A 15978-nucleotide genomic window follows, 5' to 3' on the forward strand; every position below is an offset into this window, starting at 1 on the left:
GAGTTCGAATTGGTCACTCCCATTGAGTCCCACTGCGTTGCAATAGGATCAGGAAGGCGGGGTGACCACGCGAGCGCCAGGGCCCAGGCAAAGACATGCACCGACACCGGAAGTATCAGAGATAGCAGGACAACTCTAGATCGAGCAGACATTCCAATCATCCTCTTTCGTAGCGTCTTTCAATGAGTTTCTTGAGCTCATCCACGGAGATTCCCGCCACTCGCGCCTCGGTGACAACTTGATCCACCAGCCCATCAACCAACGTCGCCTCGGACTTTGCACGCACAGTGGCCCCACGTCCGCGGCGCAATTCGATTGAACCCTCGTTCTGGAGCTCCTACGTGAATCCGTTTCGAACAAAAACACCCCGGTTGCGGCGCTTGTTCGGGAGTTGGGTGACCGAATCGAACCACAGTCGGTGGAAAAGTCGCAGGTAGAGGTGCCGGAGTCGGAGTATCAGCCACAGCGTCGGCTGAGTAAGCCTGAGTTGGCCGAGATGATCGATGTCTACCGTTCAGGCAAGACGGCGTTCGAGGTAGCGAAGCTGTTCGGTATTCACCGTCAGACCGTGACCAGGCTGCTGGTCAAACACGGCATACCGTTGCACCCGCGAGCCACGATCGATGCGAAGCTGCTGGCGGAGCTGGCCTGGCACTACGAACGAGGGAAATCGACAGTTGAGCTCGGGCGGAAGTACAACCTGGCAGCGAGCAGTGTCGGTAAGGCGCTCAAGAAATCGGGTGTCCAGCTTCGTCCGCCGAAGTTCAATAGGTGGGCGGCGAGAGATGAGTAGCTCTTGAGGACGCTGCTAAGCAGCTTTGTCATCGGTGCTGCGCTGGTTGATCTCGGCTTTTGCTTCCTCCATTGCCAGTTGAATCAGGGCTTTCGCTAGTAGTTGCGCATCCGGTTGTGGGCGTAGAACAGGTCGGATGGTGACAATTCGTCCACTCGATGTAGTCGTTGATGGTGCGTCGTATGTTTCTCCTCGTATGAAGCGGGCGTAGGCTTTGCCGGCCCTGTTGGCGAGCGACTTGTTCGTCACGGTGATGTGGCGGCGATGCTGTTTTAGCTCATCGTCGCTCAGGTTTTCTGATGGCCGATAGAAGTCGTGGATGAGTTGCTGGTCGGCAGGACTCATCCACCTATAGCTATCTTGATGGCTATTCCAGAGTTCTTTCAGCTGGTGATGTTGGGTGATGAACGTCGAGGAGGAAAGGCGTGACACCTCTTTATTATGTCGAACAAAGCTGAGCCGGAGCTTTGTTTTTATTCAAATAACCTGCAAGCCAAGTTGACGACGAACATTCAATGCTTCCGCCTCATCTTGCTTACTGTGTTTTCGAGCCTGGGCAGTTCCCAGCTCTTCCACGGGCGTGAGTTTCATGAGGCTATTAAGTAGGTTGAAGACTCTAGGTATGATCTGTTCAAGAACAATCCCGGGGTCGGCAAGAATGAGCTGCAGATCACTGTCGTCAATACTCCAGTTTTCCTTCCCTCCCAAGCTATCGACAGCTGTGATGAATTGCGCGTATTTATTAATGCTGAGGCTGGCAGATAGGCTCATATGTGTCTCGTGCTGATCCCTAACGCCATTGACCATCGATACTGGCTGTAGTCCGGCGCCGTGAACCGTGTTTCGGAGATGGCGAAGAATGGTGAGTATGTTGTTTGCTTCGGAATTTGGAGCAAGGAACATGCTCAGATCACCTGATCCGATCTTTGCAATCCATTTATCATTTTGCCAACTAGCGTATCTTGGGTCGGAATTAACGCCGAACGCCTTGTTGGCGATGAGTGCGGATGCGTCCATCGCCCCCATGAGGAAGACCATGGCTGAATCAAAATCGATCATTGCTTCTTCGGCTATGTCGTCATTTTGCGGTTGATTTAGTGCCATCAACAGCTTGTCGCGATTTTGAAGAACGCGAACCATTCGGTTTAGAACTGAACCAGCAATCTGGGCTAGCTCGCTTGAAGAGTGAGATTTGGTGGTGAGTACACACGCTGAGTGCCATCGCCAACTTTCTGGAAGTAGCTCGCGAGCACCAGTTAGAAAGAAGCTTCCTTTATTGAAGCTTAATTGGATATCCTTGGATTTGTACGCTAGGAATACGTTACGTGACCGAAGGTAGAGGCTGATAAGAGGTAGTGCGTCGCTCGGGGTGCAGACAGTTACTTCCTCAAAACTAGTCCACGATGATGAGAGTGCATATTCACGATTGGTGATGAATAAGTCGGCATTGATTTCGATGGCAGCCTGTATGACCGAAGCATCAGCCAGCCGGCGGCGGTAAGATTCAGCGGGGCCCAGGCTTCGATATGCATCGGTATCAACATCGTTTTCGACAATTTCGTGCATGTTTCCCTGTATTGCTCCGGAAACTGCATTGTCTCCGTTCGACCATCTAATGGGCTGAATGTGATTGGCTCGGTCTTGTTCGCCAATCACGATCCACCCAGGGAAGAAATTCTGATCCCACACGGATCTGCTGGGGGTGCCATCTGGTGGACCGTCATCTGAAACTTGGTAAAGTTCAATGTACTCATGTAAGAGTAGCCCGTTCAGTAGTTCAGATTCAGATCCTTCTTCCGACTTCTGGCTGTAGAGATCCGCATCAATAACTATACGCATTTTCCGCAACGACTGATTTTGACTGAATAATGGCAGAGCGGTGTCGCTGTTCGGATTTCTAAATGCATGAAGGTATTTTAGATTGAATCGTCGAATCATTACTGATCCTTCGCGAACGGTTTCGGTGTGCCGAAATTATCTGATTTGAGTGCGGCTGGAGCGTCGCCATATTTTTTCTTACTCCATTCAGTGAACCAAATATCTCCAGTCGTTTTTCGACTTGTGAAGTAACCTCCGGACAGTGAGTTGCTGTCGCCGGAGATATTAAGGTCGCAGAGGCCGGTGTGTATGTCGCTTCGATCTCGAACTCCTGGTCGGGGTGTGTTGGTGTATGTAAACAGCGCACAGTATCGACCATCGCTCAATTTTTTTGAGTTCGCCAAGTTCAGACAGGGACGTTGACTCCCCGGTGAATTGAGTAACGACGATCTGGGAGTTTGTCTGGTGAATTCGAACGGCTGTAGGGATTGGATCGATACGCTTACCGTCGCGTTCAAAGTCGCTATGCAGTTCTCCCCGCCATGTTCCATTAAGGTCCGGTTTTCCGGTGAAATAGCGGACGCACTTCCAACGCCAGATCCACTTTTCGTATGCCAGAAAGAGCAGTGTAATTGCTGTTCCTGCGATTGAGACGGTGCGTAGAGCAGTCCATTCACCTCCACTGTCGGACAGTAGAGCAACAATGAACCAGATTGCCGCGGCGATTCCGACAATTATTCGTATCTGTGCTGAGTTGATCATGGCTAACTGGCGTCTCTTAAGTTGAACAATCGGAAAGTCTCAAAGGCGAGTTTATTCGCGTCGTCCATCGTCCACTTCTGTTTCCCCTTAAAGAGAGGCTTAATCCCATTAGGTTCATACCAATTGATTGCTTCTCCGTCTGGATTTGTCGCGCTCCATATATGAGCAATTGCATTGGTGAGAATATCGGTCAATGGATTTGAGTTCATCGACTGAAAGTGTGAATTGGGCACATTGTACATAAGGCATTCCATCAAATAGCTTGGCAGTGGCTCGATAGTTCCTGCTGCTACGAGATCATTTTCTGCACGTTTCAGAATGCGAACCATCTCTTTATAGAGTGACCCAGTAGCAACATTCTTTGTTCTGCCATTGAGCAGCTGTTGGTCAGGGTAGTTTACGACGCTGGTGCCGTCGGTCTTAAAAACCTTCTGGCCCCCGTGATAGGAGATGTTTCCGAGGGCATCGTAGTAATACTTACGAAAAGAGAATGAGGGTACTATGTCCGCACTGACACGCCCCGAGTTCTCGTGCAACTCTATCGCTGTTGATCCTGTTGTGTCGGAGTCACTTCCGAATCGACTCTTGATGGATTGAGCTAGGCTGTTTCGCATGGCGATACCCATCATCGGGTAGGTGACTCCATCACTCGTCTTCGCATCCGCAGCGCTCAAAGCAGACGTGTCGAAATAGTGGAAATCAGTTCTGAGAACAGAAATATCGACATCACTGTCTTGGCGAACATTTGTGTTGTTGGCATATGAACCCTTTGAGACGTATCTAAAAGAGATTTTGTCGTAGTCCTCAGCCCATTTGTCGACCGCTTGTTTGACCATCCGCTCGGCGCGCTCTTGTTTATCTTTTTCGCTGTTGCTTGAGGGTTGACGGTATCGGTTGAGCTTATCTTCTAACGCAGTCATTGCGTATTTCCTCCGGTTATCAATATAGGTCTCATTATGGATCATTTCTTTGGCAGTCGCAATAGGGGAGTGCCAAGAAGCTGCGCTGCTGTCAATCTGACCGGTACATCTGATCAGGGGTCAGCTCGTTGTTAGGAAATCAGCGAAAACAAGTACTGGTGTCATCAACCCTTCTATGACTTCAAACACTGTTTACAGAGGTGGGAGAGCTAAACGGACCGTACAGTATGGCTCCGACATGTACCGGTGAAACCGAAAAGGTCAGCACGTTGCTGTGCTGACCTCTATAAATTTCCGCTCTCTCGAACGTATGTGCTAGTCGTGGTGCTCCTACGTGAATCCGTTTCGAACAAAAACACCCCGTTTGCGGCGCTAGTCCGGGAGTTGGGCGAACGAATCGAACCGCCGTCGATGGAAAAGTTGCAGGTAGCGGTGTCGGCGTCGGAGTATCAACCGCAGCGTCAACTGAGTGAGGCTGAGTTGGCCGCAATGATCGATGTCTATCGTTCGGGCAAGACGGCGTTCGAGGTTGCAAAGCTGTTTGGTATTCACCGTCAAACGGTGACCAGGTTGCTGGTCAAACATGGCATACCGCTGCATCCGCGAGCGACGATCGATGCGAAGCTGCTGGCGGAGCTGACGTGGCACTACGAACGTGGAAAATCGACAGTTGAGCTCGGGCGGAAGTACAACCTGGCAGCGAGCAGTGTCGGTAAGGCGCTCAAGAGGTCGGGTGTTCAGCTGCGCCCGCCGAAGTTCAATCGGTGGGTGGCGAGAGACGAGTAGCTCTTGAGGGGTGTCGCTGCGGAGATTTTTTATCGATGCTGCACACTCCAATGTCGGCTCTTGCCTCCTAAAAACCTCACCCGAGGCGTAGTATCCGCTGAAATTGACGCCCCAGAAGTTCGGACTGCTACATCAGACCTTGGCGTTATACCTTGAGAGGGAGGAGGTAAATGGCGGGCCTCAGTTTGGACGAGATCGATTCCATTATTTCTTTATAACCCATTCAATGGGGTTTCATAGGGAATTCCCGTTAGGGGCGTGGAATTTTCAGAACCGCGCAGATCTCTTTGTCGAGTTGAATAAGCGCGCTCTTACCAGAAGGGCTGGGAATTGCTCTTTCCGCTTCAACTAGAGCGCTTGCGACGGCGACCTTTGAGGGTGCCTTAAGTCCCAGCGGCAATGCCCACTTATCAATAGCGGTCGGCCACGGAAGACTGTCGTCCGAAAGATCAGGGAGATCAGGCACGGTGGATCCTATATTGCATTCGCCAATTAGGATTTTCATTTGATCCCTATATAAATCTCGTTCGATAAGATTTTCAAGAGTTATCGCTCCGAGAGAAGTAATTCGGCTGCCATCAATGCCACCTTTGATAAGGCGCTTACGCAAATCTTGTCCTCCTTTGTCGCCGTCGACAATGAACGCCACGCGGGATCCTTCGAGGTCAAGATCTGGATAAATCTCAAACGCGACTTCTGATAGGCCTGGCGCTACCTGATATTCGAGATATTCACGACCGGTCGCTGCACGAATCAACGAAGGTAGAACTACCATCTCTGAGGCCCCTTCTGCTAGGACTACGTAACGTGCAGGTGTGAAGGCCGCAGCGCTTGCGCCCATCGCTAGCATTAGGGGAGAGAATCCGGCCGACCCTGCGCCGGCCCAGAAGTTGTTTTTGATGTCACTTACCGAAGGCTGATTGCGTCGGGGAAGTACTGCTCGTACGCCAACGCCCAAGTCTGGCGGGAGGCATGCCGGCGAATGCGTTGTATAGATTATTTTCGCAGCATCCTTTTGTCTCATAAATGAGTCAACCAGATCTGCTTGCGCGTTGTAGTGGAGATGCGTTTCGGCTTCATCGACTAACAGTATGGGTGGGCGCTCAATTTTTCGGGCCGCCAGGAACGCACGCAGCGCAGCGAACGTACGAAGTCCTGCGCTGCGCTCATCAAATGTGGTTATTTCTCTCCCGCTCTCCCGAACCATAACCTCCAAGGATGTTCCGTCTAGGTTGAAGTACATGGTTACGTCTGACTGATTCCATGACGTCTCGTACACCTCTTCCAGTTTCTGATTGGCTTGCATAATCAGCGTCTGACTTTGCCCTCGCTGGCCACTTTCGATCATGTACCATAGTTTACTTAGATCTAAAGAGCCAAGTGAAGCAACGCTTTGCAGGGCTATAGGTGGGTTCGCCGCTATATTCTCATCCAAACCATAGCTCGACCTAAGATCGCGGTCTTCGTCGGAAAAGAAAACAATATCTGGCATTCGCTCCTTTAGGCAGTCATGAACGGCTCTCCAAGGATCTGCTCTCTGGTGCCAGTTCAGAACGCTTTCAAGCGAGGTGAGCGTAGGACTGTTGGCTAAATTCTCGTCTTCGCGAAGATCTTCGATAAGGCTCGCAATCTCGGCCTTCTCTTCGTCTGTTATTGATGTCTTCAGCGCCCTCTCAGAATGTAGTGATGCCATAGTTGATTGCAGCCGTTTTCCTAGCGGCTGTGCATCACTCTGACTTTCGTAGTTCCTGGATATGTACTCTTTTCCTTCTGGTGTTTCAAGATACTTGAAAATCGTCCTTATTGATTCTACAAGCGGCTGATAATTCTTGGTTGGACGTGGCTGTATGTCATTAACAATTCCACCTGACGCTTTTCGTTGATACGTCATACGCTCGGGTAGTTTCCCAATCTCCAAATTCAGGGATGATACCGCTTCCCTATCCTCATTATCTAGTATGAAATATCCGGCGACGACAACGTCGCTATCCTCTATCTCGGTAGCGCGAGAGCGGTCCGGAATCGCGAGACTTGAGTCTGACCTCAGGAACTGGAGTGCTCTGAGGAGGGTCGTCTTCCCGGCCTCGTTCGGGCCAACTATCGCAACTACTTTGCTGTCAAGATTTATTTTTCCTGAAACCAGACGGCCAAATCCATTGATTGATGCGCTAACTAGTCGCATTTCTGTTGTTCAACCAATCTGCTTGGGCATTGCGATGCCGTTATTTAGATGATATATCGCCAACATTGTATCGATGGGTGACGTCTTAACAGTTACTTTTGCCCAAATTGGATTGCCGACCAGATCCCGCCAAGCGCTGCAGTGATGCTCCCGAGTATCAAAATCGCTTCCGGCGACAGCCCGGATGATCGGTCAGATGAAAGATCGACACGATCCTCCACGCGAGCTCGCAGCCGCAGCAGGGCGTTCTTCATGCCGTCACCTCCAGTGGCGACGCGGGTTCGTGGTGTGCCAGACGATCTTCCAACGCGCCGACGATCGCTAGCAATCCGAGCAAGGCGGGCTCGGCAACGTCCACGCCGCTCTCTGCGTGCTGCACCAAGGTATCTCGCAGCATTTTGGTCATAAGAGCACCGTCGGCAATGGGAACGGCACCGAGCCTGGTCACCAGGCCGCTACTGACATCTACTTGACTCATCGAGGATCCTCATCGGCCAGTCGTACTGCGCGACGGCATATCCGAGGGCAGGAGCCCGCAGCGGACCCGCTCTAGAGAATATCGAGTTACATCGCAGCACGGTGTGTCAGGGTGTGTGGTTCACGGTGGTGGATCACTAGGTCATCTGACCTCGCAGTGGTTTCGAAAACACAATGCTCGGCGCTGTCGATCGTCCGAAGATGTCATTCGTCCGAAGGATACTCAAGCTTGAAAGCCGTCGACTGCTGGTCGTGGCCGATATCTGGGAGGCGCGCGTCGTGAGCCGAAACTGCCGCTCCTTGTCGATGTTGCCAGCGTGGAAATAAAATAGTCTCGACGGCCACACAACAAGGGGACCGACGAGACCGGTAAACGCCGAGAAGCAGGTGTTTACATCTCCACTGTAGATGTCACGCAGGTCTCGTGTCGATGCGCTTTGTCCTGCATATGGCGAGCGTTTGGTCCCGCACCAGCAGCGAAACCGCACAACAGGACAGGTCCGAGATTCGACCGCTGTGGGGCGGTGAGCCAGGCGAAAACGATGGAAAGGATCGACGAACTCCAGTAGATCGCTCTCGCATGACTGCGGTACATCACGTAAGGCGTGGATACGATCATCGCCACAGCCCCTGCAGTGATTGCACAAATTCCACAAACGGTGGTCATGATGTCGCTTGTAGGGAGATGTGTTGTCGGCCAGCAGGACGATTCTGTTGGAACCAAAGACCGACGAGCGCGACAGCGGGAAACTGTTGGCTCTTGCCGTGTCCAGGTTCTGAATCCCGAGCGGCCGTCGAACAGGATATGTTGCTCACGCTGACCGACGTTGTTGTCGACGCCGTCGTTGGAAGAGGATCTGCACGCCGCGAGCGGCAATGAAGACAATGGCGGCGATTGACGCTCCGAAAACGAACGCGGACTCGGAGAAGACCATGAACAGCACTGCGGGAACTGCTATTGCGCCGAGTACGGCGAGCGCAATCATGTCCGGATTCTTCATGAGGCCGCTTTCTGCTCGGTGGTGTCTTCTGTCATCACGTGGTGCACGATTTCCTCCGCGAGTGCGCTCGTCTCACCCGTCCATCCGCCGCATTCGAGGCGTAAGTAGCCGTCTTGAAAGGGCGAGGCTTCGGTGATGATTCCCGGTCCTACCCGGTAGAGCGACGATCCGTGCGAGGTGTTCTCGACACGGACACCTGGCTTGAGCACGAGGTCGAGTGCGTAGCGCCCCCGGGCGGAGGTTTCGATCTTGTCAATATCGGACCAACGCAGATATCCGCTGTAAGCGCGGCCGAGTTCCATCCGCATGCCATCGCCGTCAATATCGATACGAAACCGTCCGACGTACCGCAGAGGAGAGAGAATGCTGGCACCGAACGATAGAGCGCCGAGCACCAACCACCAATTCGAATTGAACGAACTACCTCCGGATCTGCTCGCATAGTTGAGCCCGACACCGACGAAAGACAGAGCACAGGAGACCAACGCCGACCACAACCACAACGCCGATGCCCACCGAGTTGAGGCATTCATGGTGAAAGTGCGCCCTTGACCTATTTCTTCAGAGTTCGTCGCGGGTTTAGGAGGAAGGGCCACAAACGTCACTAGCGAAATGCAGCACACAGCGCCGCAGGCCGCAGCCAGTACCCCCAATCCGAAAACCGCATTCGAGGACGCCTCGTACATCACGATCGAACTGATTGCGAAGACAACGACACTGACAATGAACGCGAGGAAGCCCAGCTCGCCGCGTTTCTGGGTCCATTGAGCGTGGAGGGTGCGTGTAAGTTCCGTCCTCGAAGTCATCGAACTACCTTTGCTTCTATCCGAGCTCGTCATCTAGTCCCAGAACTTCGATATCGCCCACGCCGCAGCATAGCCAGCGGCCACACCAAGGGCGACCGCGACGACCACGGGGGCGGCACTGACAGCAAGCACTGCGCCACCGACAGCTGCCGCTGCGACAGTTCCTCCCACGTTGGTGGCGACCGATTCGGCGACACTAGGTCCGTTTTCTGATGTGAGATCGGAGGCTATCGCTGCTCCTGTGACGATCCACCCCAGCGCAGGGATCGGTTTCGCGAGGCCCTTCACACCATTCACTGCCCCTTGCCACACGGCGCGTGTCGTCGACACGTTCGGCGCCCTCGTCGCAGTAGCTCGTTCCGCCATTTGCGCCGGGGTATCAACAATTCCACCGATCACGTTTAGTCCGCCGAATTGAGTGGTCCAATTGTCGTCGCCAGATGGCGTGCCCTGCTGCGATGTTCGTCGGGTCATCGAATTCGGTGCCCCATTCCCGGTGGCGCGCGGTTTGATCGGGACATTACCGGTAAAACCGTCCGGGACGTCGCCGTGCGCTGCGGCCAGTTGATTGGCCGCTTGCTGCTGCGCACTGACAGACGGCTTTTGTGGTGTCGTGCGCGGCGTCATCGAATTCGGTGCCGACGTATTCCCACCAGAGGTGTTGCCCGAATTCGTGTTCCCACTGCTCTGTGGCTTCTGCGGGCTCGTGCGCGAAGCCATCGAGTTCGGCGCACCCGAAGTGTCTGTACCCGAAGGGACCTCGCCGTGCGCTGCAGCGAGTTGGTTGGTCGCTTGCTGCTCCGCGCTGACGGGCGGCTTCTTTGCGCTGGTGCGTTGGGTCATCGAGTTCGGTGCCGACGTGTTCCCACCGGAAGTGTTGCCCGAATTCGTGTTTCCACTGTTTTGCGGTTTCTGCGCGCTCGTGCGGGAGGTCATCGAATTCGGCTTGGGTGCGGCGGTGTTCGTATTTTTCTGGACTTGTTTCGAAGCGACAGAGGTGGGTGCTTTCGCCTTCTTTTCCGGCGGATCAGCCAAAATCGGATAGGCGGTCGCTTCGTCGGCATACACCGTCTGAATGAGACGGCCGTCGCGAACTTCGTAGTCGGTGGGAACAGGATTGCCGTTGGCGTCGTACGCCCACGGAGCTGCGACGACCGAGATCGGGTTTCCGTCCGCGTCGAAGACGGTGACTGAGCCGTCCGGATTAACGCTCATATGCCCGCCGGGCGGGACGTCGACGGGGATTTCCGCTTCGTGTGAGGACGTCGCGTCGTGGATGAGGAAGAACGTACGACGTCCTCCGCCGGGTTCGGTGACTGTGATCTTCGACTGGCCACCCTTGGCGTACTGCATCAGCGGTGACGCGAGGGTACCGACTGTCTGGGAGAGGATCGATTCCGGCGTACGCCCACCCAACGGTATGCGTGGGCCGAACGGTGAACGACGCCCACGTACTCCGATCCCGCCGGCTGTGAATGCGGCGGCACCGACCAACACGAGTTCGAGGTAACGATCGCGCCCGTCGTCGTCGCTGAGTCCCGAGGGCGTGACTGTGGGATTCGATTCCGACTGTCCGGGAACAGTCTTCGGTGTTCCAGAGGGAACAGGTCCGGGACCACGATCGGGGACCGCTGTGGGTGCGGTCGATCCAGCGGGTTGGGGTGTGGTCGGGGCGGGTCCGCTGGTGGTCGTCGGAACCGGGACTCCTGCAGGGTTCTCGATACCAGATGGTGTCGGCGTATTCGGCTGTCCAGGCAGCGCGGCGCCGGGGACGGGGACGATGGGGGTGCCGTTGTAGGTGGGGAAGTTCGTCGGCGCGTTCGCGCCGACGTTCGGGCCGCCGCCCGGAGCCTGCGCACCCGGTAGTCCGACGGTGGTTGTCGGGGCGACGGTCGCTGTCGTGGATGGTGCCGTCAGGCATGGGTTGATGTACTCGGGCGGGATGGGGGCACCGGGTGGCAGTGACGCGATCAGGTTCAGGTAGATCTGATGATCACGTGCCCGCACAGCCGCGCAGTCCTCCGCTGGTCCCGCAGTTGCGGGTGAGGCGGTCAGTGCGATTCCCGCACCGACGGCTCCGGCCACGCCGATCATGAGCGCTCCGGCAGCAAGTACTCCCGCGATGGACCTGCGCAGCTTCAGCACGGACTTCACCGGCGATCACCCGTGTTCGACTTCTTCCGCGCCTCGGCGATGAGCTTGTCCGCGCCCCACCAGAACACCCGGCCCGCGATCGACATCCACAGAAAGAACGCCAGATATACGAGAATCGTCCCGTAGTCAGCGGCCCAGCCCCCGAGGCGTCCGATCACCGCGAACGCTGCAATCAACAATGCGAGACCGAAGACGGTGGCGATCATGGCCTTCGAGGTTTCGCTCAGCTCGCTGTCGGGGTCCCAGTCGTCGACGTCCGCACTTTGACCACTGTGCACTGTGGCCGGCGGCTCCGTCATCGGGCGGGACCGAGCGTGTTCAGCGTTGCGGATGGTCATGACAGAAACTCCAAACGGCGGATAGGTGAAGTGAAACAACGAGTTCGGCGGCAGCAGTCAGGGTCTGGGTTTACCGGCCCTAGTTCAGTTCCAGTGCTGGTAGGTCTGCACGATGTAGCCCCCGGTGACGGGGTTGTTCGGGTCGGACACGTAGATGTTGACGTAGCCACCCGGATGCGCCGCAGCTTCGGCGATCACGACGCGATCGGGGGCGCTTGCCCTGCCGTCGACGTTGGTGATGACCGAACCCGGAGCCCGGCCAACCCAACGTTGCGAGCCGGGAACAATGTTCGCGATTGCATCGGGGATCGGGCTCGCCGCCAGTGCTGCGGTTTCGGTATTCGAGAGCGAAAGCCCAATCCGACCATGATCCGGCTGCACGATCGGGGTGGCAGCCGATGCCACGCCCCCGCCGATAACGCCGACTAGGGCGATACCTCCGGTGAGCGCTCCGGCTGTAGCCAAGGTACGAATCTTCATGATCTTCTCCAATGTGATGGTGATGGGCAAACCCGTGACTCGGGCCTCGTGTGACGGGGTGTGCGAGGGCATGGTGGCCTGCGCAGAGTGGGGTGAGAATGCAGCGCTGACGACGGCTGCTCGGGGTTAGAGCCAGGTCGGATCGGAATACACGAACAGGCTGTTGTCCGAGGTTGCAGTTGAGACGGCGAGTTGTGCGTAGGAGCGGATCGTGACCGGCCCCATGCAAGCGTCAACCTTGATGTGCACGTTCTCTGCCGTGATCGACGCTTTCGCCGCTTCGAGGTCCTTTTTGCCGAGCGGGATCGTGGTGATCGTTCCCGGTGCGATGGTGGTCTGAATACTCGGATTCACCGACGCGTTCACACCCACGTTCGCCGACGGGACACCCGAAATACTCACACCGACCGATGGGCCGAGCGAAAAGCCAAGCCCCAAGCCAAGTCCGGAGGAGACATCGATCTGGCAGCCGATCTGCAATCCCTGCTCGACATAACCGGTCTTCACTGCCGAATCGCCCGCACCACCGATCGTGCCGGTCACCTTCGCCGACACGAACCCCTCACGAGTGAACGCCGTCGTAGCCAGATTCGGCACCGGGTTCGCCGACAATTTGGTAGCCGCCAGATCGAGGGTCCAGCCGTCATCGGTGACCGTGCTCGCAAACTTGTCCGGCAACGCCGTCGGCGTTGCCGATGCGCTCCCTGCGAAGACCACACCAGACGACAGCGCGGCAACCGCACACGCCGCGAGCCCCACTGCTGCCTTCGATCGACGGCGGGATGTACGGGGTTTCGGGCTGGTTGCCATGGGGAGCTCCTACGTCGCGGGCCAGCTACCGTTTCGGTAGCTGAACACTAACTAAATGCAAGTTACCGGACAGTACCAAGCGTTCCGTTTGATCGCCAGACTCCAGATCGGCCGTGATCGCATTTACCGTGAACTTCCGGTCACGGATACATCTCGGCAAGCTCGTGACCAGCACGTGGGACTTTTATCCCGATATGGCGAGCGTCACGAAAGTTATCAAGTAGACAGACGTAGTGATGAGCGGGCAAACAGAAGGACGGGCCCAGTTGAGATCTCTAAGCACAGCGTGAGGATGCCGAACTTGCCGTTCCTTCTCGCTAGGCGATAGTTGAATGGTCAACAGTTAATTGCTGGCGCGCGATTCCGCGAGGTATGCCAAGCACAGGAGATTGCGGGCGGAGCCACGCGGGAGCGAAACACACTCGGCCACTATGCGAGGTATTTCGTTCAGAAAGTCATGTCAGGCGCTCGGCAAAGTCCCGAAGGACTCATAGAAGTTCGGCAACCGCCAGCACGTTGCTCGGCACCGGGACTCGCCGCCGGACTGTGAAAGCAGGCTATTCGCCATGGAGGCGAAACGGTGAGTGCCACCACCGCTCGGGTAGGTGAATCGACGAAACGCAGCCAGTAAGGCCTCTACATCGAGACGACTGGGTATGCATCACCAGGAAGGGGTTATCCCCACTCATTCCACAGTGCGTGTGCATAACCTTCGGCTATGCAGCCCACCAGATTGACACCCAGCGCCGCAATGATGCTCCCGCGCACCAATATCGCTTCCGGCGTCAGCCCGGACGAACCGTCAGACGAAAGATCGACCGGTGCAGGCCTGCCTAGCTGACAGTGCAGAAAGCTCGGCAGGCCCCTGTGCACCGACAGTCATCGCGTCCGTCATGCGCACAGCCGGGGTGGTCCGCCGGCGCACACGTGAGTGTTGTTCCGGTGGACCGTGCATGCCGTCGACCGCCACGGAAAGCGGCATGCAGTTCATCGGTAGCCCGCCAGGTCGAGGTTAGGTGTTCAACCCGGCGGGCCGTGCATGCCACCGACTGTCACGAACAGTGGCACGCAGTTCGAGTGGCCTTGGCCTGTTTGCTCGGCGGAACAATCCAAGGCAGGCGGTGTGCGATGAGCTGACGAACCGCTGACGCACGGTATGGATAGTACTTCGCGTGCTCGGAGCTGCGGCCGGTGCCTGGACGATGCCGGGCAGGCGACCCTGTCAAGGTTGTCACAGCAGGGTAGCTCGCCGGCCACGGTGTTCGGAGACCGCGACCGGCGAGCGATGCACGCCGAAGGGACATGGAGGAATCTTCGGCGCGCAGTCTGTTACGGATCACCGATCGGTCCGGTGATCAGTCCGTGTGTACTCCGGTCGGTGAGCGTGGCGTACCGAGAACCGAGGTGGAAGCGGTACGCCGGTACATGGTGCCCCACCGACGGTTTGGGGACACCGTCGGCGGGGTGCAGGCGACATCTCCCTCGTTAGCGGAAACAAGGAAACTACGACGCCAATCGGAACAATAGGCGAGATAAAGAAGCTGATACCAGTCTTCGCGAAGTTACAGCTACTTGAAGACTGCACTACCTCTACGACTTTCGATAAGATCTGCGAGAAATGCGTATTCGGGAGGAGTCGCCGTGCCGTTGTTCGTTTTCAGTCTTGCGTCGATGGCGCTGTGGACTTTCTGCCTGGTCGACGTGGTCACCCGAGACGTGAGATACGTCCAGTATCTGCCGAAGACGCTGTGGCTGGTGGTGATCTTGTTCGTCCCGGTGTTGGGGTCGGTTTTGTGGCTGGTCGCCGGTCGTGGGCAGGGTGAGCTACCGGACTTAGCTGGGGTAGCCGCGCACGTCGATGCCGAAGGGTCGCGAACGGTCGCAGCCCATGACCCCGTAGCCGAGGAGGCGTTTCGGCAGGCGTGCCGTGAACGCGCCGAGCAACAACGACGTCTCGCTCGGCGACAACGCACCGACGGTGATCCGGGCCAGATCTGAGATTTCGAGCGCAGGAATTCCGAACACACAAAACTGTCGGATCGCTGCGTAAATGTTCGAGCTGCATCGAGGGCATTCTGGAGTAGCGCTTTCTGCCTCGCGCGCCGGTGACGTCCGGCGACCGCAAGGCGCGTTACCTGCATACTTGCCAGCGTTTACGGGAGATACACGTTCATGGATTTCATCGTTCGCCCAGTCTCGACCCTGCCGAAAGTAACAGGAGCGGTGACGGAGTCGAACAATTGGCGACTACGCGCCGGGTATCCCGCCGTCGATTGGTTGGCCATCGCACACTTGAGTGCTGCAGTCATTCAGGAGAAGGCGACCGGATGGGACTTCGAGACGTGGGTGTTGTACGGCGACGAGTGCGGGCTATTCGGGCCCGACCTCTTTGCGTGGAGCGAACTCCACTCCCGCCCACTCGACATCGGAAGCGGAGGCACGTGGGTGGACGGTCGTCACCGTGCCGCATTGATCGCCGCATCGGGAGCGCAGCATATCGCCGTGGTTGATCCTCGATGGCGACCAACCTGGGCAGTACGCGTCTGACGACAACCCTTGGCGGTCAATTCCCGCGACTCCAGGTACGACCACCTCCCAAAGACGCACCGAATTGACTGTATGGTGCTGGCTGCCATCTTTTCCGAAACAAC

At 56.2% G+C, this 15978-nt stretch carries 17 protein-coding genes and 1 pseudogene; 5 read left to right on the forward strand and 13 right to left on the reverse strand.

The window, feature by feature from the left end; translation table 11 throughout:
• The first annotated feature begins 418 nt into the window (after positions 1-418).
• Complete coding sequence (locus YH3_RS25855; protein WP_154100343.1) at positions 419-793, forward strand: Hin recombinase; 375 nt, start codon at positions 419-421, stop codon at positions 791-793.
• A 15-nt stretch (positions 794-808) separates the two neighbouring features.
• Here YH3_RS25855 and YH3_RS25860 read toward each other — a convergent pair whose 3' ends face one another.
• The 4 genes and pseudogenes from YH3_RS25860 to YH3_RS25870 form a co-directional block, all read right to left on the reverse strand.
• On the reverse strand, positions 809-1225 hold the full coding sequence (locus tag YH3_RS25860) for a hypothetical protein (protein WP_064444336.1): 417 nt from the start codon (positions 1223-1225) through the stop codon (positions 809-811).
• A 45-nt stretch (positions 1226-1270) separates the two neighbouring features.
• Entirely contained in the window at positions 1271-2731 is a 1461-nt protein-coding gene (locus YH3_RS35660; protein ID WP_154100344.1) for a hypothetical protein, read from the reverse strand.
• Positions 2731-3373 (reverse strand): annotated as a pseudogene (locus YH3_RS37385) (hypothetical protein). Before YH3_RS37385 ends, YH3_RS35660 begins: the two are co-directional and overlap by 1 nt.
• A gap of 2 nt (positions 3374-3375) precedes the next feature.
• A complete protein-coding gene (locus YH3_RS25870) occupies positions 3376-4293 on the reverse strand; it encodes a nucleotidyltransferase (RefSeq protein ID WP_154100345.1) in 918 nt (305 codons plus the stop codon).
• A gap of 411 nt (positions 4294-4704) precedes the next feature.
• Between YH3_RS25870 and YH3_RS25875 the strand changes: the two genes are divergently transcribed.
• Positions 4705-5079, forward strand: a complete 375-nt coding sequence (locus tag YH3_RS25875) for a Hin recombinase (RefSeq protein WP_154100346.1) — start codon at positions 4705-4707, stop codon at positions 5077-5079.
• A 250-nt stretch (positions 5080-5329) separates the two neighbouring features.
• Here YH3_RS25875 and YH3_RS25880 read toward each other — a convergent pair whose 3' ends face one another.
• The 8 genes from YH3_RS25880 to YH3_RS25910 form a co-directional block, all read right to left on the reverse strand.
• On the reverse strand, positions 5330-7261 hold the full coding sequence (locus YH3_RS25880; protein WP_064444340.1) for an AAA family ATPase: 1932 nt from the start codon (positions 7259-7261) through the stop codon (positions 5330-5332).
• A 92-nt stretch (positions 7262-7353) separates the two neighbouring features.
• Positions 7354-7515 carry a hypothetical protein gene (locus YH3_RS36225; protein ID WP_193777198.1) on the reverse strand — a complete coding sequence of 54 codons (162 nt, stop codon included), beginning with the start codon at positions 7513-7515 and terminating at the stop codon, positions 7354-7356.
• Positions 7512-7739 carry a hypothetical protein gene (locus tag YH3_RS25885; protein WP_064444341.1) on the reverse strand — a complete coding sequence of 76 codons (228 nt, stop codon included), beginning with the start codon at positions 7737-7739 and terminating at the stop codon, positions 7512-7514. The genes YH3_RS36225 and YH3_RS25885 overlap by 4 nt, the downstream gene beginning before the upstream one ends.
• 811 nt (positions 7740-8550) lie before the next feature.
• A complete protein-coding gene (locus YH3_RS25890) occupies positions 8551-8739 on the reverse strand; it encodes a hypothetical protein (protein WP_064444342.1) in 189 nt (62 codons plus the stop codon).
• Entirely contained in the window at positions 8736-9545 is an 810-nt protein-coding gene (locus YH3_RS25895) for a hypothetical protein (protein ID WP_154100347.1), read from the reverse strand. Before YH3_RS25895 ends, YH3_RS25890 begins: the two co-directional genes overlap by 4 nt.
• Positions 9546-9578: 33 nt before the next feature.
• Entirely contained in the window at positions 9579-11699 is a 2121-nt protein-coding gene (locus YH3_RS36850; protein WP_238592706.1) for a hypothetical protein, read from the reverse strand.
• Entirely contained in the window at positions 11696-12037 is a 342-nt protein-coding gene (locus YH3_RS25905) for a hypothetical protein (protein ID WP_064444344.1), read from the reverse strand. Before YH3_RS25905 ends, YH3_RS36850 begins: the two co-directional genes overlap by 4 nt.
• A gap of 84 nt (positions 12038-12121) precedes the next feature.
• Positions 12122-12517 carry a hypothetical protein gene (locus YH3_RS25910; RefSeq protein WP_064444652.1) on the reverse strand — a complete coding sequence of 132 codons (396 nt, stop codon included), beginning with the start codon at positions 12515-12517 and terminating at the stop codon, positions 12122-12124.
• On the opposite strand from YH3_RS25910, the gene YH3_RS37195 reads away from it, so the two are divergent.
• On the forward strand, positions 12516-12647 hold the full coding sequence (locus YH3_RS37195; protein ID WP_274522692.1) for a hypothetical protein: 132 nt from the start codon (positions 12516-12518) through the stop codon (positions 12645-12647). The genes YH3_RS25910 and YH3_RS37195 overlap by 2 nt on opposite strands.
• Here YH3_RS37195 and YH3_RS25915 read toward each other — a convergent pair.
• The gene (locus tag YH3_RS25915; RefSeq protein ID WP_064444345.1) at positions 12644-13327 is read right to left on the reverse strand and encodes an MspA family porin; all 684 of its coding nucleotides are present in this window, start codon (positions 13325-13327) and stop codon (positions 12644-12646) included. The genes YH3_RS37195 and YH3_RS25915 overlap by 4 nt on opposite strands.
• A gap of 1641 nt (positions 13328-14968) precedes the next feature.
• On the opposite strand from YH3_RS25915, the gene YH3_RS35105 reads away from it, so the two are divergent.
• Both YH3_RS35105 and YH3_RS25925 read left to right on the forward strand, forming a co-directional pair.
• Positions 14969-15325, forward strand: a complete 357-nt coding sequence (locus YH3_RS35105; protein WP_082920664.1) for a PLD nuclease N-terminal domain-containing protein — start codon at positions 14969-14971, stop codon at positions 15323-15325.
• Positions 15326-15550: 225 nt separating this feature from the next.
• Positions 15551-15874: a hypothetical protein gene (locus YH3_RS25925; RefSeq protein WP_064444347.1), complete on the forward strand. Its 324-nt coding sequence runs from the start codon at positions 15551-15553 to the stop codon at positions 15872-15874.
• Positions 15875-15978: the final 104 nt, after the last annotated feature.

Origin of the sequence: Rhodococcus sp. YH3-3, assembly GCF_001653035.1 — a bacterium.
GTDB lineage: Bacteria > Actinomycetota > Actinomycetes > Mycobacteriales > Mycobacteriaceae > Rhodococcus_F > Rhodococcus_F qingshengii.